Annotated in this window: 20 protein-coding genes; 17 read left to right on the top strand and 3 right to left on the bottom strand. The window is 71.2% G+C overall.

Translation table 11 applies throughout. The features are described from left to right. Positions 1–66: 66 nt before the first annotated feature. Both ACESM1_RS28425 and ACESM1_RS28420 read right to left on the bottom strand, forming a co-directional pair. Positions 67–1620 carry an HWE histidine kinase domain-containing protein gene (locus ACESM1_RS28425; protein ID WP_372624597.1) on the bottom strand — a complete coding sequence of 518 codons (1554 nt, stop codon included), beginning with the start codon at positions 1618–1620 and terminating at the stop codon, positions 67–69. Between the two features lie 150 nt (positions 1621–1770). After that, complete coding sequence (locus ACESM1_RS28420; RefSeq protein WP_372624596.1) at positions 1771–2349, bottom strand: CarD family transcriptional regulator; 579 nt, start codon at positions 2347–2349, stop codon at positions 1771–1773. 197 nt (positions 2350–2546) lie between these two features. Here ACESM1_RS28420 and ACESM1_RS28415 point away from each other — a divergent pair, with 197 nt between their 5' ends. The 16 genes from ACESM1_RS28415 to ACESM1_RS28340 all read left to right on the top strand — a co-directional run bounded on the left by ACESM1_RS28415 (position 2547) and on the right by ACESM1_RS28340 (position 18174). Next, complete coding sequence (locus ACESM1_RS28415) at positions 2547–3386, top strand: sulfurtransferase (protein WP_372624595.1); 840 nt, start codon at positions 2547–2549, stop codon at positions 3384–3386. After that, positions 3383–4525: a MalY/PatB family protein gene (locus ACESM1_RS28410; protein ID WP_372624594.1), complete on the top strand. Its 1143-nt coding sequence runs from the start codon at positions 3383–3385 to the stop codon at positions 4523–4525. The genes ACESM1_RS28415 and ACESM1_RS28410 overlap by 4 nt, the downstream gene beginning before the upstream one ends. Before the next feature lie 165 nt (positions 4526–4690). Then, on the top strand, positions 4691–5482 hold the full coding sequence (locus ACESM1_RS28405) for an ABC transporter ATP-binding protein (RefSeq protein ID WP_372624593.1): 792 nt from the start codon (positions 4691–4693) through the stop codon (positions 5480–5482). Beyond that, complete coding sequence (locus ACESM1_RS28400; RefSeq protein ID WP_411278384.1) at positions 5475–6218, top strand: ABC transporter ATP-binding protein; 744 nt, start codon at positions 5475–5477, stop codon at positions 6216–6218. The genes ACESM1_RS28405 and ACESM1_RS28400 overlap by 8 nt, the downstream gene beginning before the upstream one ends. A 40-nt stretch (positions 6219–6258) precedes the next feature. Next, entirely contained in the window at positions 6259–7503 is a 1245-nt protein-coding gene (locus tag ACESM1_RS28395; protein WP_372624592.1) for an ABC transporter substrate-binding protein, read from the top strand. A gap of 85 nt (positions 7504–7588) precedes the next feature. Further along, positions 7589–8473: a branched-chain amino acid ABC transporter permease gene (locus tag ACESM1_RS28390; protein ID WP_372624591.1), complete on the top strand. Its 885-nt coding sequence runs from the start codon at positions 7589–7591 to the stop codon at positions 8471–8473. Positions 8474–8476: 3 nt separating this feature from the next. Next, a complete protein-coding gene (locus tag ACESM1_RS28385) occupies positions 8477–9469 on the top strand; it encodes a branched-chain amino acid ABC transporter permease (protein WP_372624590.1) in 993 nt (330 codons plus the stop codon). 136 nt (positions 9470–9605) lie between these two features. Further along, complete coding sequence (locus tag ACESM1_RS28380; RefSeq protein WP_372624589.1) at positions 9606–10313, top strand: DUF1028 domain-containing protein; 708 nt, start codon at positions 9606–9608, stop codon at positions 10311–10313. Between the two features lie 64 nt (positions 10314–10377). After that, positions 10378–11364, top strand: coding sequence for an ABC transporter ATP-binding protein (locus tag ACESM1_RS28375; protein ID WP_372624588.1), 987 nt, complete (start codon positions 10378–10380; stop codon positions 11362–11364). Next, the gene (locus ACESM1_RS28370) at positions 11361–12446 is read left to right on the top strand and encodes an ABC transporter ATP-binding protein (RefSeq protein ID WP_372624587.1); all 1086 of its coding nucleotides are present in this window, start codon (positions 11361–11363) and stop codon (positions 12444–12446) included. The genes ACESM1_RS28375 and ACESM1_RS28370 overlap by 4 nt, the downstream gene beginning before the upstream one ends. Further along, on the top strand, positions 12443–13960 hold the full coding sequence (locus tag ACESM1_RS28365) for an ABC transporter substrate-binding protein (RefSeq protein ID WP_372624586.1): 1518 nt from the start codon (positions 12443–12445) through the stop codon (positions 13958–13960). The genes ACESM1_RS28370 and ACESM1_RS28365 overlap by 4 nt, the downstream gene beginning before the upstream one ends. A gap of 157 nt (positions 13961–14117) precedes the next feature. Beyond that, positions 14118–15065 carry an ABC transporter permease gene (locus tag ACESM1_RS28360; RefSeq protein ID WP_372624585.1) on the top strand — a complete coding sequence of 316 codons (948 nt, stop codon included), beginning with the start codon at positions 14118–14120 and terminating at the stop codon, positions 15063–15065. After that, the gene (locus tag ACESM1_RS28355; protein ID WP_372624584.1) at positions 15062–15970 is read left to right on the top strand and encodes an ABC transporter permease; all 909 of its coding nucleotides are present in this window, start codon (positions 15062–15064) and stop codon (positions 15968–15970) included. Before ACESM1_RS28360 ends, ACESM1_RS28355 begins: the two co-directional genes overlap by 4 nt. Before the next feature lie 73 nt (positions 15971–16043). Further along, positions 16044–16172, top strand: coding sequence for a hypothetical protein (locus ACESM1_RS28350; RefSeq protein WP_372624583.1), 129 nt, complete (start codon positions 16044–16046; stop codon positions 16170–16172). Further along, positions 16172–16981 (top strand): hypothetical protein, encoded by an 810-nt coding sequence (locus tag ACESM1_RS28345; RefSeq protein ID WP_372624582.1) that lies wholly within the window; start codon positions 16172–16174, stop codon positions 16979–16981. Before ACESM1_RS28350 ends, ACESM1_RS28345 begins: the two co-directional genes overlap by 1 nt. Beyond that, complete coding sequence (locus tag ACESM1_RS28340; protein WP_372624581.1) at positions 16978–18174, top strand: toxic anion resistance protein; 1197 nt, start codon at positions 16978–16980, stop codon at positions 18172–18174. Before ACESM1_RS28345 ends, ACESM1_RS28340 begins: the two co-directional genes overlap by 4 nt. A gap of 34 nt (positions 18175–18208) precedes the next feature. Here the strand turns inward: ACESM1_RS28340 and ACESM1_RS28335 are convergent, their stop codons facing one another. Next, entirely contained in the window at positions 18209–19117 is a 909-nt protein-coding gene (locus ACESM1_RS28335) for a calcium-binding protein (RefSeq protein ID WP_372624580.1), read from the bottom strand. Positions 19118–19243: 126 nt separating this feature from the next. Here ACESM1_RS28335 and ACESM1_RS28330 point away from each other — a divergent pair, with 126 nt between their 5' ends. Beyond that, the gene (locus ACESM1_RS28330) at positions 19244–20323 is read left to right on the top strand and encodes an alcohol dehydrogenase (RefSeq protein WP_372624579.1); all 1080 of its coding nucleotides are present in this window, start codon (positions 19244–19246) and stop codon (positions 20321–20323) included. Positions 20324–20459: the final 136 nt, after the last annotated feature.

Genomic DNA, 20459 nt, shown 5'->3' with positions numbered 1-20459 from the left:
CGCCATCGGCAACCTCCTTGACCGCTTCAGCCCCGAAGAATGCACCGACTACCTGCGACACTGCGGCTATGCACAGTCAGGCCAATAATGGTCTAGCGCGCGGGCGCGCGACACCTCCAGCGTGCAGACCAGGCCGGAGGGCGGCCACGTCAAGGAGAGGCTGCCCCCGAGCTGGTCCAGCACGGTGCCGCGCAGCACGCGGGAGCCGAACCCCATGCGGCTCGGCGCCGCGCGGACCGGCGGCCCGCCGGTCTCCGACCAGCGCAACCGCAGCACGGGCGACCTGGCGGGCAGCTGCCAATCCACCTCCACCAGGCCGCGCGGCGCGGACAGGGCGCCGTGCTTCAACGCATTCGTCGCCAGCTCGTGCAGGGCCATGGAGAGCGGCTGCGCCGCGTGCGCGGCAAGCATCACCGGCGGGCCCTCGACCCGTGCGCGCGGACCGTCCGAATCGGCACCGGCGAGGAAGGGCCGCAGCTCGCCGCGCACCAGCTCGGCCAAATCCGCCCCGGCCCATCGTGTCGCGGTGAGCAGGGTGTGCGCCCGGGCGAGGGCCGCCACCCGACCTTCGACCGCGGCGGCATAGAGGCGGGGATCGCTCGACGGGGTTAGCCGCAGCGCCGCCAGCACCACGGCGAGCGCGTTCTTGGCGCGGTGATCCAGTTCCAGGGTCATCAGTGCCTGCCGCTCATCGGCTGCGCGGCGTTCGGAGACATCGCGCAGCAGGCCGGCGACGCGCCAGGCGGGCGTTGCATTCGGCCCGCCGAGTTGTACCTCGCCGCGCAACTGCGCCCACACCGTGGACTCGCCGGGCCCCGCCAGGCGGAACTCCTCGACGAGCGTGCCGCCCTCCGCGGCAAGACGGTCGGCGACCAGGGAGAGCCGTTCGCGCTCCTCCGGCACCGGCACCACCGGCACCTCGCGCAGCTCGAGCCGCGGCGGCCCGGCCAGGCCGAGCAGGCCGCGCAGCGCCATCGCCAGCGTCTCGCCGCCCGATGCCTCAGCGGTCGCCTCGAAGGCGGTGACGCCGGCGGCCTCCTGCGCGCGGCGCAGGCGCGCCTCGGCGGCGGCGGCTTCGCTGGCCTGCCGCGCATGCAGCCGCAGCTCAAGCTCGTCGGAGGCAAGGCCCGCCAGGGTGGAGAGCCAGCGGCCTTCCGCCTCGTTGATGCCTTCCGGCCGCGGTTGGTCGGAGATCACGCAGACGGTTCCGAGCGCGAAGCCGTCCGGCGAACGCATGGGGAAGGCCGCGTAGAAGCGGACGAAGGGCTCACCGGTGACCAGGGGGTTGTCGGCGAAGCGCGGGTCCGCGCGGGCATCCGTGACGACGAAGGGCTCGCCCGGCGGGGCCTGAATGGCGTGCTCGCAGAAGGCCCAGGCCCGCGGCGTCTGGCGCGTCGCCAAACCGACCCTTGCCTTGAACCATTGCCGCGAGCCGTCGATGAACGAGACGAGCGCGATCGGCGTGCGGAACAGGTCGCGCGCCAGCAGGGCGACGCGATCGAACGGCTCCTCGTCCGGCGTGTCGAGGATGCGGTAGCGGTGCAGCGCCGCGAGCCGGTCGCTTTCGGCGGTGCCCGGCGCCTGCGCAGCCTGGCCGCTTGGCGGCGTCGCCCTCGTCAAGTGCGCCACCTCCCCCGAACGCCCGCCATGGGCGCCGGGAGGACATATACGGCATCACGCCGCCGTTGCGCGGCCGTGCGCGGGATGTTGAGAAGCAGGCCGCCGGCGCCCCTGCCGTGCTCGGCAGGCGGGGCGCCGTGGCCCTGGCCGTCAGGCGGCGACGGCGACCGGCGTCGGCGCCACCGGCACGCGCTCGGCGATCTTCGCCACCGCGGCTTCGCGGGTGATGTTCTCCACCGCAGCGATCTCGACGGCCAGCCGCTCCAGCGCGGCCTCGAAGATCTGGCGCTCGGAGAAGCTGCGCTCGGGGTTGTTCACGTTGCGGCCGAGATCGCGCAGCACCTCGGCGACCTTGCGCGGATCGCCGCTGTTGAGCTTCGCCTGCAGCTCCGCCGCGCGGCGCGCCCAGGTGACGCCGCGTACGGCACCACGCGGCGTGCTGCTCAGCACGTCGAGCGCCTCGCCGATCAGCGCGCCGCCGGCCAGGCGGCGGATGCCGTTGGCGTTGACCTTGCCGCGCGGCACGCGCAGCAGCAGGCGGCCTTCACCGAAGGCGAAGTGGACCAGCTCCAGCTGCTCGCCGCCGACATTGGCGGTGGACTCGCCGGTCACGCGCCCGACGCCGTGCGCCGGATGCATCACCGCATCGCCCACGGCGAAGCCGGCGAGGTCGTTGGCGTCCACGGCAGCGGTCGGCGTTGCGGTGCGGGCGGCGTCGGGCTTCGGCATAGGCGGCCGGCTCCATCGGTCTAGGTTATGCGAGATGTCATCCAGATGACGTTGGTTCCGTCCAAGATCAAGCTTTTCGTGCACGAAGGCGCATGCGCGTGGCGCGGATGTCGCGTGTGCTCCACGCGGACCGGCCACGGGACTCCCCGGAATCGCGGCGTAACGGCATCATGCGGCGCGTGCCGGGAGGTGTGGTGATGAACGGGTCGGAGGAAGCGCTGCGCGCGCGCGTGCTTGTCACCCCGGTCGAACTCGCGCGACTCGATGGGGTGGCGATCCTCGCCATCCGCAACCCGCGCGGTGACGAAGCGGCGACGCCACGCATTCCGGGCGCGGTGGATGTGGACCTGCCGGGCGAACTGGCCGCGCCCGGCGGCGGCACGCGCGGCAGCCGGCCCCTGCCCGAGATCGCGGAGTTGCAGCGGCATGCGCGCGGCTGGGGTCTGCGGCAGGGCCAGAAGGTCGTGGTCTACGACCATGATCGCGGCTTGGTGGCCGGTCGCGCCTGGTGGGTGCTGCGCTGGGCCGGCATCGCCGATGTCCGCCTGCTCGATGGCGGCTTTGCCGCGTGGATTGCGGCCGGCCTGCCGGTCGTCCATCGCGCCGCGGCGCCGGCTCCGGGCGACGTGACGCTCTCGCCGGGTCACATGAAGGTGCTGGACGCCGACGCGGCCGCCGCCATCGCGCGTGCGGGCGTGCTGCTCGATACGCGGGTGCGGCCCAACTACATCGGCGGTGCGCCACAAGGCGAGACGCGGCGCGGCCATATTCCCGGCTCGGTCAGCACGCCGGTCGCCGACATCTTCACCGAGCCCGGCCCGATCGCCGATTCCGCGACGCTGCGCCATCTTTTCGCCGCCGTGGGTGCCGATGGCAGCCGCCCGGTCGGCGTGACCTGCGGCGCCGGCATCTCGGCAGCCCTCGGTGTCGCCGCGCTGGCTTCGATCGGGATCGAGGCGGCGATGTATCCGGGCTCCTGGTCGGCCTGGAGCGCCGATCCCGCACGGCCCGTCACGGTTGGAGGACTGCCCGGTTGATCGATTTCGACAAGCCCATCGAGCGCCGCGCCAGCGGCTGCTCGAAATGGACACGCTTCGCCGCGGACGTGCTGCCCATGTGGGTGGCGGACATGGATTTCGCGGTGGCGGAGCCGATCCTGGCGGCGATCCGCGCGCGGCTCGAGCATCCGGTGCTGGGCTACGGGGTCTCCCAGGCGGGTCTCAAGGATCGAATCGTGGGCTGGCTCGCGGCGCAGTATGGCTGGCAGGTGCCAGCGGAGGCGATCGTGCCGCTGCCCGGCGTGGTGCCCGGCTTCAACCTGGCGCTGCGCGCCACCTGCGCGCCCGGTGCCGGCGTGGTGGTGCAGACGCCGGTCTATCCGCCGATGCTGAAGGCGCCGGAGAACTGGGCGCTGCGTCGGCTCGACGCGCCGTTGACCGCGACGGTTGAGGTGGACATGGCCGCGCTGCGCGATGCGCTCGGCCAGGCGCGCGGCGGCGCCTTCCTGCTGTGCAACCCGCACAATCCGACGGGGCGCGTGTTCCGCCGCGACGAGCTTGTTGCCATGGCCGAAGCCTGCCTGGCCGCCGGCGTCGCCATCGTCTCCGACGAGATCCATTGCGACCTGCTGTTCGATGGGCGGCGGCATGTGCCGGTGGCTGCGCTGGGACCGGAGGTCGCGGCGCAGACCATCACGCTCATGTCGGCCGGCAAGACCTGGAACATCGCCGGCCTCAATGCCTGCTGGGCGGTGGTGCCCGACGCCGCGCTGCGCGCGCGCTTCGCCCGCGCAATCGCCAGCGTTGCCGACCACGTGAACATCCTCGGCCTGGTCGCCACCGAGGCTGCGCTGGCCGAGGGCGAGCCCTGGCGGCGGGCGGCGCTGGCCTATCTCCAGGCCAACCGCGACTGGCTGGCCGGGGCGGTCGCGGCGCGGTTGCCGGGCGTGCGCATGGCGCTGCCGGAGGGCACCTTCCTCGCCTGGCTCGACTGCCGAGGCAGCGCGGCGGCGGCCGATCCGCAGGCCTTTTTCCTGCAGAAGGCGAAGGTCGGGCTTAACCCGGGGCCTGATTTCGGCCCGCCGGGCGCGGGCTTCGTCCGACTCAACTTCGGCTGCCCGCGGGCGACGCTGGAGGAGGGGATCGGGCGCATGGCAGTCGCGCTGGCGCAGGGCTGACCGTCCCGGAATGTTCGCGCGGCTCGCGGCGGATGAACCGCCAAGCGCCGCCCTTGCGTCTCGCGCGCGCAGCATCCATGAATGCGATAAGACATGCCGGGCATGCGCGGGCGTCAAGGCTCCGGCGCGGGTGCCCCGGCGCGGCAGAGCAGGAGGCGTCCTGGCGTGGCATCGGCGGCGGAGAGCGGCACGATCCTGGAGACCGAAGGGCTGACCAAGGAATTCCGCGGCTTCGTCGCGGTGTCCGATGTCGCCCTCAAGGTGCGCCGCGGCACGATCCATGGGCTGATCGGGCCGAACGGCGCCGGCAAGACCACCTGCTTCAACCTGCTGACCAAGTTCCTGCCGCCGACCCGCGGGACCATCCGCTACGACGGGCGCGACATCACCGGCATGAAGCCGGCCGAGGTGGCGCGGCTGGGGTTGGTGCGCTCATTCCAGATCTCGGCGGTGTTCCCCAACCTCAGCGTGCTGGAGAATGTGCGCGTGGCGCTGCAGCGCGCGCGGGGTGGCAGCTTCGACTTCTGGCGTTCCGAGACCCTGCTGAAGAGCCTCGATCCGCGCGCGATGGCGTTGCTGGAGGATGTCGGGCTGACCGCCTATGCGCGGCATGCCGCCGGCGAGCTGCCCTATGGCCGCAAGCGCGCGCTGGAGATCGCCACCACCCTGGCGCTCGACCCCGTGATGCTGCTGCTGGACGAGCCGACGGCCGGCATGACGCATGAGGATGTCGGACGCATCATGGCGCTGGTGCAGCGCGTGGCGAAGGGGCGGACGGTGCTGCTGGTGGAGCACAACCTCACGGTCGTCTCCGGGCTCTGCGACACCATCACGGTGCTGACGCGCGGCCGCGTGCTGGCCGAGGGGACCTATGCCGAGGTCAGCGCGAATGAGGAAGTGAAGGCCGCCTACCTCGGCACCGACCCGGCCCTGCAGGCGGAGGAGCGGCATGTCTGAGACGATGACGGCGGCGCGCGCCACCACCGGCCAGGGCGCGCCGATGCTGGAGGTGCGCGGCCTCGAGGCCTGGTACGGGGAGAGCCACGTCCTGCACGGGGTGGATTTCGAGATCCGCCAGGGCGAGGTGGTGACGCTGCTGGGCCGCAACGGCGCGGGCAAGACCTCGACACTGCGCGCGATCATGGGGCTGGTCGGCCGGCGCAGCGGCACGATCCGCTTCGAGGGGCGGGAGATCGTCGCGCTGCGGCCAGACCTGATCGCCCGCGCCGGCATCGCCTATTGCCCGGAGGAGCGCGGCATCTTCGCCTCGCTCGACGTGACGGAAAATCTCATGCTTCCCCCGGTGATCGCGCCCGGCGGGCTTTCGCTCGACGAGATCTACACGCTGTTCCCCAACCTGAAGGAGCGCGCGCGCAGCCAGGGCACCAAGCTCTCGGGCGGCGAGCAGCAGATGCTGGCGATCGCGCGCATCCTGCGCACCGGCGCGCGGCTCCTGCTGCTGGACGAGCCCTCCGAGGGTCTGGCGCCGGTGATCGTGCAGCAGATCGGCGCGATGATTCGCGAGATCAAGCAGCGCGGCTTCACCGTGCTGCTGGTGGAGCAGAACTTCCGGTTCGCCCAGACAGTGGCGGACCGGCACTACGTCATGGAGCACGGCCGGGTGGTGGACATGGTGGCGAATGCCGACCTCGCCGCCAGCATGGACCGGCTGCACGACTACCTCGGCGTCTGAAGCGCCGGGCAACAGAGATCACCAGGAGAGGAAGACGCGTATGAGCCTCAACCGCCGCACCCTTCTCGGCGCTGCCGCGACCGCCCCGGTTTGGGGTGCGCTGCCCTACCGCTCGGCCAAGGCGCAGGCCGCCAACACCATCCGGATCGCCGTACTGAACGACCAGTCCGGCCTCTACCGTGACCTCTCCGGCCCCGGCTCCACGCAATGCGTGCGCCTCGCCGTGCAGGAGAGCGGGATCACCCAGCGCGGGATCAACGTGGAGGTCGTCGAGGCCGACCACCAGAACAAGCCCGATGTCGGCTCCACCGTGGCGCGCCAGTGGCTGGACCGCGACGGGGTGGACGTGATCGTGGACGTGCCGACCTCCTCGGTGGCGCTGGCGGTGAACAACCTGGTGCGTGAGCGCAACAAGGTGTTCCTGAACAGCGGCGCGGCGACCTCCGACCTGACCGGCGCGCAGTGCTCGCCGAACACGGTGCACTGGACCTACGACACCTGGATGCTGGCGCAGTCCACCGGCGGCGCGATGGTGCGCGCGGGCGGCAAGAGCTGGTTCTTCATCACGGCCGACTACGCCTTCGGCCATGCGCTGGAGCGCGACACCTCCAACTTCGTGCGCAGCCAGGGCGGCGAGATCCTCGGCAGCGTGCGCACGCCCTTCCCGGGCACCACGGACTTCTCCTCCTTCCTGCAGCAGGCGCAGCGGTCGCGCGCGCAGGTGATCGGCCTGGCGAATGCCGGCGGCGACACCATCAACTCGATCAAGCAGGCGGCCGAGTTCCGCATCACCCGCGGCGGCCGCACCAAGCTCGCGGGCCTGCTGGTGTTCGTCACCGATGTCCATGCGCTCGGCCTCGAGGTGGCGCAGGGCCTGGTGCTGTCCGAGACCTTCTACTGGGACATGAACGACAAGACCCGCGGCTTCACCCAGCGCCTCGGCGCCATGCCGAGCAACGTGAAGCCCTCCATGGTGCAGGCCGGCTGCTACGCATCGGTGCTGCACTACCTGAAGGCGGTGGGCGACATGGGCGTGGCGGCGGCGAAGGCCTCGGGCGCCGAGGCGGTGAACCGCATGAAGGCGATGCCGACCTCCGACGACTGCTTCGGCGAGGGCACCATCCGCGCCGATGGCCGCAAGCTGCATCCCTGCTTCCTGTTCGAGGTGAAGCAGCCCTCCGAAAGCCGCGGCGCGTGGGACTACTACAAGCTTCTCGGCACGACGCCGGCTGAGCAGGCCTTCCGCCCGATGAACGAGGGCGGCTGCGCGCTGGTGCGCAGCTGACCCGCGCGCCGCGGGCCGCTCCGGCGGCCCGCGGCGGCTGGCTTGAGATCCACGACGCATCCGAATTGCCGAGGCACGCCGGGCGATGGACGACCTGCTCTTCGAACTGAGCCTGATCCTGCCGCAGATCATCCTCGGCCTGGTGAACGGCGCGTTCTATGCGCTGCTCTCTCTCGGGCTCGCGATCATCTTCGGCATGCTGAACGTCATCAACTTCGCGCATGGCGCGCAGTTCATGATGGGCGCCTTCGCAGCCTGGATGCTGCTGAACTGGCTCGGCATCGGCTACTGGGGCGCGCTGGTGCTCGCCCCGCTGCTGGTCGGCATCATCGGCATCGTCATCGAGAAGACGATGATCGCCAGGCTCTACAAGCTCGACCACCTCTACGGCCTGCTTCTGACCTTCGGCATCGCGCTGGTGATCGAGGGCATCTTCCGCAACGAGTTCGGCTCCTCCGGCCTCAGCTACGCGACGCCGCCGGAGTTCCGCGCGCTGGACCTGGAACTCGGCGACTTCTTCCTGCCGGGCTACCGCGTCTGGGTGGTGATCGTGGCGGTGGTGATGTGCCTCGCCACCTGGCTGGTGATCGAGAAGACCAGGATCGGCGCCTATCTGCGCGCCGCGGTGGAGCGACCGCAGCTGGTGCAGGCCTTCGGCGTCAACGTGCCGCGGATGATGACGCTGACCTACGGCGCCGGCGTGGCGCTGGCGGCCTTCGCGGGCGTGCTGGCGGCGCCGATCTACTCGGTGCATCCGGGCATGGGCGCCAACTTCATCATCACCGTCTTCGCGGTGGTGGTCATCGGCGGGATGGGCTCGATCCTCGGCGCCGTCGTCACCGGCTTCATGCTCGGCCTGGTACAGGGCATCACCGATGTCTTCTGGTCGGAGGCATCGGCCACCGTCGTCTTCGTCATCATGGCGATCGTGCTGCTGACACGACCCGCCGGCCTGTTCGGGAGGGCCTGAATCATGGCCGAAGGCAGTATCGCCGCCGCCGGCGGGATCGCGGCGCGGCACGAGGAGGCAGGGTTCCTCGGCTTCACCAGGCCGCAGGCGCTGGCCTTCCTGGTGCTCGTCGCCGCCGTGCTGGTCAGCCCGTTCTTCCTGTACCCGGTCTTCCTGATGAAGATCCTGTGCTTCGCGCTGTTCGCCTGCGCCTTCAACCTGTTGATCGGCTATGTCGGGCTGCTCTCCTTCGGCCACGCGGCCTATTTCGGGATGGGCGCGTATGTCACCGGCTACGCGGCCAAGGCCTGGAGCGTGCCGCCGGAACTCGCCATCCTGATGGGGGGTGCGATCGGCGCGGCGCTCGGCCTGCCCTTCGGCTGGCTGGCGATCCGCCGCACCGGCATCTACTTCGCGATGATCACCCTGGCGCTGGCGCAGATGGTCTATTTCTTCGCCTTGCAGGCGCCCTTCACCGGCGGCGAGGACGGCATCCAGGCGATCCCGCGCGGCACGCTGTTCGGCATCTTCGACCTGACCGCGGACCTGACGATGTACTGGCTGGTCGCCGCGATCTTCCTGGTCGGCTTCCTGCTGATCCATCGCATCGTGCATTCGCCCTTCGGCCAGGTGATGAAGGCGATCCGGGACAACGAACCGCGCGCCACCTCGCTCGGCTACCGGACGGACGACTACAAGCTGATGGCCTTCGTGCTCTCCGCCGGCCTTGCCGGCATCGCGGGCGGCACCAAGGCGCTGGTGTTCAACATCGCGACGCTGACCGACGTGCTCTGGACCATGTCGGGCGAGGTGGTGCTGATGACGCTGGTCGGCGGCCTCGGCACGGTGTTCGGGCCGGTGGTCGGCGCGGCGGTGATCATCACCATGCAGAACTACCTGGCCGAGTTCGGCGCCTGGGTGACGGTGATCCAGGGCGGCATCTTCATCGCCTGCGTGCTGGCCTTCCGCCGCGGCGTCGTGGGCGAGATCGGCAATGCGCTGAAGGTCAAGCTGTAGCCGCCTCCATGAACGCAGGCCGGCGCCCAGGCTTTGGGCATGGCTGCCCGGTTGCGCGGCACCGGGCGGCTCGGCGCCCAAGGAACTTGCGCCATATCGGGGTTGCGTCGCGCAACCGGCGTGGCAGTTAGAACCGATGACGTGGTCCATCCTGGCGCGCGACCCTGCCACGGGCGAGGTCGGCGCCGCCGTCGCCAGCCGGTTCCTGGCCGCCGGCGCACTCTGCCCGCGGGTGGAGGGCGGGGTCGGCGCGGCCTGTACCCAGGCGCTGGTCAACCCGTTCCATGCGCCGGACGCCCTGGCCCGGCTGCGTGCCGGCGACGCCCCGGGCCCGGCACTGGCCGCGCTGCTCGGCGCCGATGCCGGGCAGGCGACGCGGCAGGTTCACGTGCTGTCGGCCGATGGGCGGATCGCGCAGCATACCGGGACCGGTTGCGTCGCCTGGTGTGGCCACCTGGCGGGGCCGGATGTCTCGGTGGCCGGCAACATGCTGGCCGGCGCGCAGGTGCTGGAGGCGACGCGGGACGCGTTCCTGGCCACCGCCGGCCAGACCCTCGCCGAGCGGCTGCTCGCCGCGATGGAGGCCGGCGAGGCGGCGGGCGGCGACAAGCGCGGCCGGCAATCGGCGGCAATCCAGGTCGCCTCGCACGATCCCTATCCCGATCTCGACCTGCGAGTGGACGACCACCCCGATCCGCTGGCGGAGCTGCGCCGGCTGCACCTTGTCTGGCGCGGCTATATGCGGCATTTCCGCCGCTTCCTGCCCGGGCGCGACCACCCGGGCGTGTTCGACCGCGCGGTGATCCAGCCGGCGATCGCCGCGGCGCAGGCGGAGGAGGATTGATGGCCGCCGCCGATTCACGCCTGCGGTACTCGCTGCGCTGCGCCCTCCAGCGATCGGAAGCGGCATGACCGCCGATCCCGTCCTCGAGTTGCGCGACCTCTCCGTCACGCTGGCGACGGATCGCGGGCCGCTTAGCCCGGTGGATGGCGTCTCGCTTTCGGTCATGCCGGGAAAGACGCTGGCGGTGGTCGGCGAGAGCGGCTGCGGCAAGTCGGTGACCGCGTTGGCGGTGATGGGGCTGCTCCCGCCGGGCGCGCGCATCGGCGGCTCCGTCCGCTTCGCCGGGCGCGAGCTGACGACGCTCGACCCCGAGGATCTGCGCAAGAAGCGCGGCCGCGACATGGCGATGATCTTCCAGGAGCCGATGACGAGCCTGAATCCGGCCTTCACCGCTGGCGAGCAGGTGGCCGAGGCGCTGCGCGTGCATCAGAACCTCTCGCCCGCCGCCGCCTTCGACCGCGCGGTTGAGATGCTGGCGCATGTGCGCATCCCCGATGCCGGGCGGCGCGCGAAGCAGTATCCGCACCAGCTTTCCGGCGGCATGCGCCAGCGGGTGATGATCGCCATGGCGCTGGCCTGCCGCCCGCGCCTGCTGATCGCCGACGAGCCGACCACCGCGCTCGACGTCACCGTGCAGGCGCAGATCCTGGCGCTGATCGACGAGCTGAAGGCGGAGACCGGCACCGCGGTGATGCTGATCACCCATGACCTCGGCGTGGTCGCCGACCATGCCGACGAGGTGGTGGTCATGTATGCCGGCCGGGTGGCGGAGCGTGCCTCGGCGGCGCAGATCTTCGCCCGGCCGCAGCATCCCTACACGGTCGGGCTGCTGGGTGCGGCGCCTTCGCTGGAAGGCGGCGCCGAGCGGCTGGCCAGCATCGAGGGCACGGTGCCCGACCTGCGCCACCCGCCGCCCGGCTGCCGCTTCGCGCCGCGCTGCCCCTTCGCCGTGACGCGCTGCGCCGAGCAGCCGCCGCTGGCGCCGATGGCGGCCGGCCATGTCGCCGCCTGCTGGCGCGCGCCGCTCGACAGCCTGCTGGTGGCGGCATGACGGCGATCCTGGAATTGCAGGACGTCGCACGCGCCTTCCCGGTGCGCGATGCGCTCGGCCGCGCCAGGGGCGCCGTGCGGGCGGTGGATGGCGTCTCGCTCTCGGTGGAGGAGGGCCAGGTGCTCGCCATCGTCGGCGAGAGCGGCTGCGGCAAGTCCACCCTCGGCCGCGTCATGCTGCGGCTGATCGAGCCCGACCGCGGCGCCATCCGCTTCATGGGCGAGGATCTGCGCAGCCTGTCGCCGGCGGAGCTGCGCCGGCGGCGGCGCAACATGCAGCTGATCTTCCAGGACCCCTTCGCCAGCCTGGACCCGCGCATGACGGTGGAGGAGGCGGTGGCGGAGCCGCTGCGCCTGCACGGCATGGTCCCGCGTGCGCAGGAACGCGCCCGCGTGGCGGAGCTGCTGGCCCGCGTCGGGCTGCGGCCGGAACAGGCACGCCGCTGGCCGCACGAGTTCAGTGGCGGCCAGCGCCAGCGCATCGCCATCGCCCGCGCGTTGGCATCCCAGCCGCGACTGATCGTCGGCGACGAGCCGGTCAGCGCGCTGGATGTCTCGGTGCAGGCGCAGGTGATCAACCTGCTGCAGGACCTGATCCGCGAGTTCCGCCTGACCTTCGTGCTGATCAGCCACGACCTCGGCGTGGTGCGCCACATCGCCGACCGGGTGGCGGTGATGTATCTCGGCCGCATCGTCGAGGACGGGCCGACCGAGGAGGTGTTCCGCGCGCCGCGCCACCCCTACACCCGCGCCCTGCTCGCCGCGGTGCCGGGCCAGGGGGTGAAGGCGGTGCCGCTGGAAGGCGACGTGCCGAGCCCGATCGACCCGCCCTCCGGCTGCCGCTTCCGCACCCGCTGCCCGTACGCGGAGGCCGTCTGTGCGGAGCAGATGCCGGAGCTCGAAGGCGGCGGCGGCCCGCCAGAGGCGGGCGGGGGACATGCTGCCGCCTGCCACCTGCAGCACCGGCTGCCGGCCTCGATCCCGACCTCCGAGCGCGACGATGGCGGCGAGCGGCTGCGCCGCCTGCAGGCCTTCTTCACCGACCGGTCCAACCCGCTAACAGCAGAGGGAGAAGCAAGATGATCCGAAGGACAATCGCGGCCGCCTGCCTTGGCGCCGCCGTGCTCGCCACGGCCGCGCCGCCGGCCGAGGCACAGAACCTGCGCATCGCGCTGCGCGAGGATCCCGACATCCTCGACCCCACCCTGTCGCGCACCTATGTCGGGCGCATCGTCTACATGGCGGTCTGCGACAAGCTGTTCGACATCAACGAGCGGCTGGAGCCGGTGCCGCAGCTGGCTACCGGCTTCCGCTGGGACGATCCGCAGACGCTGACCATCACCATTCGCCAGGGCGTGCGCTTCCATGACGGCGAGATGATGGACGCCGAGGCGGTGCGCTATTCGCTCGACCGCCACCTGAACATGCAGGGCAGCTTTCGCCGCAGCGAGATGGGCGGAATCAGCGCCATCGAAGTGGTGGACCCGACCACGGTGCGCATCCGCCTGACGCGCCCGAACGCCGCCTTCCTCGCCGCGCTGACCGACCGCGCCGGCATGGTGGTGAGCCCCAAGGCCGCCGAGGCGGCGGGCCGCAACTTCGGCACGCGGCCGGTCTGCGCCGGCCCGATGCGCTTCGTCGAGCGCGTGGCGCAGGAGCGCATCGTGGTCGAGCGTTTTCCCGAGTACTGGGACGCCGCCAACATCCACCTGAACCGCGTCACCTACCTGCCGATCCCCGATAACACCGTGCGGCTGGCCAACCTGCAATCCGGCGCCGTCGAGTTCGGCGAGCGGATGGAGCCGGATGACCTCCGTGCCATCCAGCGCAACCGCAACCTGCGCGGCGTGGCGGTGGAGGAGCTCGGCTGGCAGTCCATCCAGTTCAACATCGGCAATGGCGAGCGCGCCAACTCCCCGATCGGCCGCGATGCGCGGGTGCGCCAGGCCTTCGAGCTCGCGGTTGATCGCGCCGCGATCAACCAGGTGGTCTATGAGGGGATGTACACCCCGACGCGCCAGCCGATCCCGCCGGCCTCCAGCTACCACATCCGCGGGTTCACGCCGCCGGCGCGCAACGTGCAGCGTGCGCAGGAGCTGCTGCGCGCGGCCGGCCACACCGCGCCGGTGCCGGTGGAGCTGCTGATCCCGAACAACCCCGATCTCCGCCAGGTCGGTGAGGTGGTGCAGGCGATGGCGCGCGAGGCCGGCTTCGACGTGCGGCTGCGCGCGACCGAATTCGCCTCCGGCCTCGCCGCCACGCGCCGCGGCGAGTTCGAGGCCTGGCTGGTGGGCTGGTCGGGCCGCACCGATCCGGACGGCAACGTCTACAGCTTCACCCACTCCACCGGCGGCCAGAACGACGGCAAGTACAGCAACCCCGAGGTGGACCGGCTGCTCGACGCCGCGCGCACCGAGCAGGATGTGGAGAAGCGGCGCTCGCTCTATGCGCAAGCCTTCGAGATCGCCATCGGGCGCGACGTCAGCCGGATGTACCTGTGGCACCGGAAGAACATCATGATCCACGCGACGCGGCTGGACGGCTACCGGCCGATCGCGGACGGCATGATCCGCCTCCAGGGCATGAGGCTGAACTGATGCGACGCGTCCCCGCCCGCCCGCGCCGCGCGCGCGTGCCATGTCCCGCCTGGCGGGGCGTCGCGGCACTGCCGCGACGCCGCAGGCTGGATGGGGTGGGGGCGCGACCGACCTCGGCCGGCGGCGTCGCGCGGGTGCGGCGCCCGGAGGCACGCGCATGACCGGCTGGCTGCTCCGCCGCATCGGGCAGATCATCCCGACGCTGCTGATCCTCTCCATCCTGATCTTCGGGTTGCAGCAGCTGATGCCCGGCGACCCGGCCGAGATCCTGGCCGGCGAGGAACGCGGCGATCCAACGGTGATCGCCCAGATCCGCGCCGAGCTGAGGCTCGACCGGCCGATCTGGGAACAATACTTGGCCTGGATGGGCAACGTGCTTCAGGGGGATTTCGGATTCTCCTGGAGGATCCGGATGCCGGTCTCGGAGCTGATCCTGCAGAAGCTGCCGGTCACCGCGCAGCTCGCCACCATGGCGTTCCTGATCGGCGTGCTGATCGGCGTGCCGGCCGGCATCCTCTCCGCCACGAAGCGCGACACGGTGGCCGACTTCGCCGCGAACGGCGTCGCGCTGTTCGGCATCTCCACACCGAATTTCTGGCTCGGGATCATGATGATCCTGCTGTTCAGCGTGCAGCTCGGCTGGCTGCCCCCGTCCGGCTACGTGCCGCTCTGGGAGGACCCGGTGCAGAGCCTCGCCACCACCATCATGCCGGCCTTCGTGCTGGGCACCGGCATCGCCTCCGTGCTGATGCGCCACACGCGGGCGGCGATGCTGACCGCGCTCGCCCAGGACTATGTGCGCACCGCGCGCGCCAAGGGGCTGACCGAGAAGGTGGTGATCTGGAAGCATGCGCTGCGCAACGCGCTGATCCCGGTGGTGACCCTCGGCACCATCGAGTTCGGCCGCCTGCTGGCCGGGGCGGTGCTGACCGAGCAGATCTTCACCATCCCCGGCTTCGGCAAGCTGGTCGTGGATGCGGTGTTCAACCGCGACTATCCGGTGGTGCAGGGCGTGGTGCTGGCCACCGCGCTGATCTTCGTGCTGCTCTCGCTGGTGGCGGACATCCTCTACATGGCGATCAACCCCCGGCTGCGCGCCGCATGAGTGCCGACCTCTCCGCGCGCGCCCTGACGGCCGCGGCCGCGCCGGTCGCGCTGGAAGACGGCGAGAGCCCGACGCGCCGTGCTCTGCGTCGATTCCTCCGTCACAAGCTGGCAATGGCCGGCCTGATCGTGGTGCTCGCCTTCCTGCTGATCGCCCTGTTCGCCCCCTGGATCGCCCCCTACGACCCGATCGAGACCAGCTGGTCGCGCATCCGCAAGCCGCCCTCGGCCGAGCACTGGTTCGGCACCGACGAGAACGGGCGCGACGTGCTCTCCCGCGTCATCTGGGGGGCGAGGGCCTCGCTGATGGCGGGCGTGGTCTCGGTGATGGGCGCGATCGCCATCGGCGTGCCGCTCGGCCTGCTGGCGGGGCTGGCGGGGGGCTGGGTGGATGCGCTGCTGTCGCGAATCGCCGACGCGATGCTCTCGGTGCCCTTCCTCATCCTGGCGATCGCACTTGCCGCCTTCCTCGGCCCGGCGCTGGAGAATGCGATGCTCGCCATCGCCATCACCGCCAGCCCGGTCTTCGTGCGGCTGGCGCGGGGCATGGCGCTGGACGCGAAGTCCACCGATTGGGTCGAGGCAGCGCGCGCGCTGGGCAACCCGCCCTGGCGCACCGCCGCGCTGCATGTGCTGCCCAACATCGTCCCGCCGCTGCTGGTGCAGGCAACGCTGGCGATCGCCGAGGCGATCATCGCGGAGGCCTCGCTCTCCTTCCTTGGCCTCGGGCAGCAGCCGCCGGACCCCTCATGGGGGTCCATGCTGAACAGCGCGCAGCGCTTCCTGGAGGTGGCGCCCTGGCTGGCGATCGCGCCGGGGCTGGCGATATTCGTGGTGGTGCTGGCCTTCAACCTGATGGGGGACGGGCTGCGCGACGCGCTCGACCCGCGGTCGCAGCGAAGGTAGCTGGCCGGGCGGGGGATCTCTCCGCGCTTCCGGCCTTGATGCCGGGAGGGCGAGGGGCGATCTTTATCGCACCATGGACCAACGCCCCGTCCCGAAGCGGCCGCTGCTCGAACACCTGCCCGCCCCGGCGCGGCGGGTGGGCGGCATCACCCTGCTGACCCTGACGCTCTGGCTGGTCAGCTTCGTGGCGCTGTTCAGCTGATGGCGCGCCGACCCTGGGAGCCCCCGCCGCCGCCTCCCTGGCGGCAGTCGGAGCCGCCACCCTCGCCGTTGGACGAGGCGCGGAAGAACCTCGAACGGGGCTTCTCCCGCTTCCGCAACGGCAGCCGCGGATTGCTCCTGCCCCTCTTCACCTGGCCGTTGTTGCTGGATGCCGTGACGGAGATCGTCCAGGGCGATCCGCTCGGGCTGGTCGCCGCCGCGCTCGGCCTCGGGTTGCCGGTGCTGGCGGTGCGCAAGCTGCGGCGCGGCCATGAGGGCGACACCAACCGCGCCGCGGTCCTCACCGGCGTCGCCACCGGCCTGGTGGCCGGCCTTGGCGCCGCGATGAACCCGGTGATGGCGGTGATGCTCGGTGGTGGCGCCTGGCTCGGCACGCGGCTGCTGTATGACGGCGCGGTGCAGGAAGTCGCGGCACCCGCGCCGCCCGCCCCGCCGGCCCCGCCCGGCCCCCTCGACGAGGCCCGCACCCGGCTGATGCGCATCGCTGCCGAGCCGCGGCTGGTCGGCGTGGCGGGCGCGATGGCCGGGGTGCTGGACGATCTCGGCGAGCACCCCGAGCGCATCGCCGAGGCGCGGCGCTTCCTCGCCGTCCATCTCGACGGGCTGGACCGCATCCGCGAGCGGCTGGAGGCTGGCGCCGAGCCGCCGGCGACGCTGCCGAAGCTGCTCGAGGACCTGACCTCGGCGGCCGACGAGTTGCGCGACCGCATCCGCGCGGAGGAGACGGCCGCGCTCGACATCCAGGTGAAGGTGCTGTCCGACCGGCTGCGCCAGGAGGGCTATGCATGAGCGACAATTTCCGGATCAGCTTCGGAGATCCCGAGCCGACCAAGCCCGCCACGCAGCAGGATACCGCGCCGCCGCAGATGACCGCGAGCGTCGAGGTCACGCCGGTGCCGCAGCCGATGCGACCGGTGGCGGAGCTGACGCCCGAGCACCAGGCCGCGATCTCGAGCCTCGCGCAGCAGATCGACCTGTCCGATCCCGGCTCCATTCTGCGCTTCGGGCAGGAGGCGCAAACGCGCGCGCAGTCCGCGGCCGACGCCATGCTCGCCGGCGCGCGCAACCAGGAGACGGGGGAGGCGGGGCGCACGCTCTCCGGCCTGCTCACCACGTTGCGCGGCTTCGACGTGACGAAGCTCGACGAGCGGCCGAACTTCTTCCAGCGCATCTTCACCAAGGCCGGCGCCGAGATCACCGGCATCATCCAGCGCTACGAAACGGTGAAGGGCCAGATCGAGACCATCGGCGACAGGCTCGACACCCACCGCACGCACCTGCTCGAGGATGTCGAGCGGCTGGAGCGGCTGTATCAGGCGACGCTCGAATGGTTCCACGCGCTCGGCGACCATATCGCGGCCGGTGACGCGGTGCTGAAGCGCACCAACGAGGAGACCCTGCCGGCGCTGGAGAAGGCTGTCGCCGAGAAGCGCGACGACCTCGCGCCGCAGCGCCTGCGTGACCTCCGCGGCGCGCGGGACGAGCTGGAGCGGCGGGTGCACGATTTGCGGCTGACGCGGCAGGTGGCGATGCAGGCGCTGCCCTCGATCCGGCTGATCCAGGAGAACGACAAGGCGCTGTCGTCCAAGATCCATTCGGTGCTGGCCAACACGGTGCCGCTGTGGCGCCAGCAGCTGGCCCAGGCGCTGGCCATCCACCGCATGCGCGAGGCCGGCGCCACGGTGAAGGAGGCGACCGACCTCACCAACCGCCTGCTGACCGCCAATGCCGAGACGCTGCGGCGCGGCAACCTGGAGGCCCGGACGGAGCTTGAGCGCGGCGTGTTCGACATCGAGGCGGTGCAGAAGGCGAACGCTGCGCTGGTCGCCACCATCGAGGACAGCCTGAAGATCGCCGACGAGGCTCGCGGCCAGCGCGAGCGGGCGGCGGAGGAGCTGCAGAAGCTGGAGGAGGACATCCGCCGCGTGCTGATGCAGGCGAAGTCGAGCGCGCCGAAGCCGACGCAGAACCGGCCGTTCTGATTGGCTGCCCCTCTCCCCGATCGGGGAGAGGGGATCAGCCCACCAGCCACTCGCCGCTGAAATCCGCGAGCGTCGTGTTCTCGAAGACGAAGGTCGTCCACTTCCAGGTCTCGTCGGTTTCCGAGACCACGCGCAGCGCCACGCGCTCCGCGCCGACCTGCACCAGGCTCGTGATCCAGCCCGGCCATGCCAGATTGCCGAGGTCCACCCGGTCGCCTTCCGCCGGATCGAAATCGGTGATCACGTCCCGGCTCGCCCAGGCGGAGCGGATGGCGAAGACATCGGCGCCCGCGCCGCCGGTCAGCGTGTCGCCTCCATCGCCGCCGGCCAGGAAATCGTCGCCCTCGCCGCCCTGCAGCGCATCGTTGCCGTTGTGGCCCCAGAGCGTGTCGGCACCGTCCTCGCCGGCCAGATCGTCATGGCCGTCGCCGCCCCAGGCGATATCATCGCCCGTGCCGCCGCGGATCGTGTCGTCGCCGTAGCCGCCGTCCATCCGGTCGCCGCCACCGTAGCCGGACAGGGCGTCGTTGCCGTTCTCGCCGAGCAGCCGGTCCTTGTCGTCGTCACCCCGGATCGTGTCGTCGCCGCTGCCGCCGAAGGCCTGGTTCGGGAGCGGCCCGTCAAGGCGGGAGATACCGAACCGCAGCAGGTCGTCGCCCTCGCCGCCGAGCAGCGTGTCGGGCGCGTAGCCGGTATCGCCGCCGAGCAGGGTATCGGCCCCGGCACCGCCCTCCAGCCGGTCGCCGCCCGGGCCACCGCGCAGGCTGTCCTCGCCATCGCCGCCCAGCAGCGTGTCATCCCAGCCGCCGCCATCAAGGATGTCGTTGCCGTCGAGGCCGGAGAGCAGGTCGCGGCCGCCGCGGCCGTAGATCGTGTCGGGACCGAACTCGCCGGACAGCGTGTCGCCGAAGTTACCGCCATGGAGGGACAGGCCGATGCTCATGCCCCAGCATCAGCCCAGCCCGTGGTGGCTTGCCAGGGAGCGGGACATTTTCCGACCGATCCCGCCCGAGTTGACCCGCGCCGCGCCGCCCGGTTCCATGCGGGCAGCAAGGAAGGAAACGCACCCATGCGCGCCTGGGCCGTGGTCGAGCCGAAGAAGCCGCTGCAGGAGATCGAACTGCCGACGCCGGAGCCGACCGGCAAGCAGGTGCTGCTGGAAGTCACCCATGCCGGCGTCTGCCATTCCGACATCCACATCTGGGAAGGCGAGTGGGACCTCGGCAGCCGCGGCAAGATGAAGCTGCTGGAACGCGGCGTGAAGCTGCCGCTGGCGATGGGCCACGAGATCGTCGGGCGCGTGGTGAAATGGGGGCCGGAGGCGCCAGGGGCGCAGGGGGGGCAGGGGCTCGCCGTCGGGCAGAGGCGCATCGTCTTCCCCTGGGTCGGCTGCGGCACCTGTGCGCGATGCCTCTCCGAGGACGACAACATGTGCCTGCAGGGCAAGGCGCTCGGCGTGTTCCAGAATGGCGGCTACGCGACGCATGTGCTGGCGCCGGAGCCGCGGCACCTGGTGGATCCCGGCGACATCGACCCGGCGCTGGCCGCCACCTATGCCTGCTCCGGCATCACGGTGTTCTCGGCGATCAACAAGGTGATGCCGATGGCGCCCGACGTTCCCCTCGTGCTGGTCGGGGCAGGGGGCCTCGGCCTGCAGGCGATCACCGTGCTGAAGGCGATGGGGCACCGGCGCATCGTCTCGGTGGATGTCAGCGCGGAGAAGCTGGCGGCGGCGCAGCGGGCCGGCGCCTCCGACACGCTGGACGCAAGCGGGGAGAACGTCACGCAGCGCCTGGTGGAGCTCTGCGGCGGTCCGGTCGAGGCCATCATCGACCTGGTCAACGGCACCGAGACCGCGCGCTTCTGCTTCGATGCGCTGACCAAGGGCGGCAAGCTGGTGCAGGTGGGCCTGTTCGGGGGCGAGCTGGTGCTGCCGCTGCCGGTGATGGCGATGCGCGCGCTGACGGTGCGTGGCAGCTATGTCGGCAGCCCCAAGGAGCTGCGCGCGCTGGTCGCGCTGGCGCAGGGCGGCAAGCTCGATTCCATCCCGATCACGCGTGAGCCGTTGCGCAACGCCGATTCCGCGCTGAACCGGCTGCGCGAGGGCAAGGTGGTGGGGCGCATCGTGCTGACGGCGGAGGCCGCGTAGCCGGCTCGCTCGCAAAGACGTGAAGGGTCGGCCCGGATGCGCTAGACCATTATTGGCCTGACTGTGCATAGCCGCAGTGTCGCAGGTAGTCGGTGCATTCTTCGGGGCTGAAGCGGTCAAGGAGGTTGCCGATGGC

It is taken from the genome of Falsiroseomonas sp., from assembly GCF_041690465.1.
Lineage (GTDB): Bacteria > Pseudomonadota > Alphaproteobacteria > Acetobacterales > Acetobacteraceae > Falsiroseomonas.
This window is presented reverse-complemented; position numbering and strand designations above follow the sequence as displayed.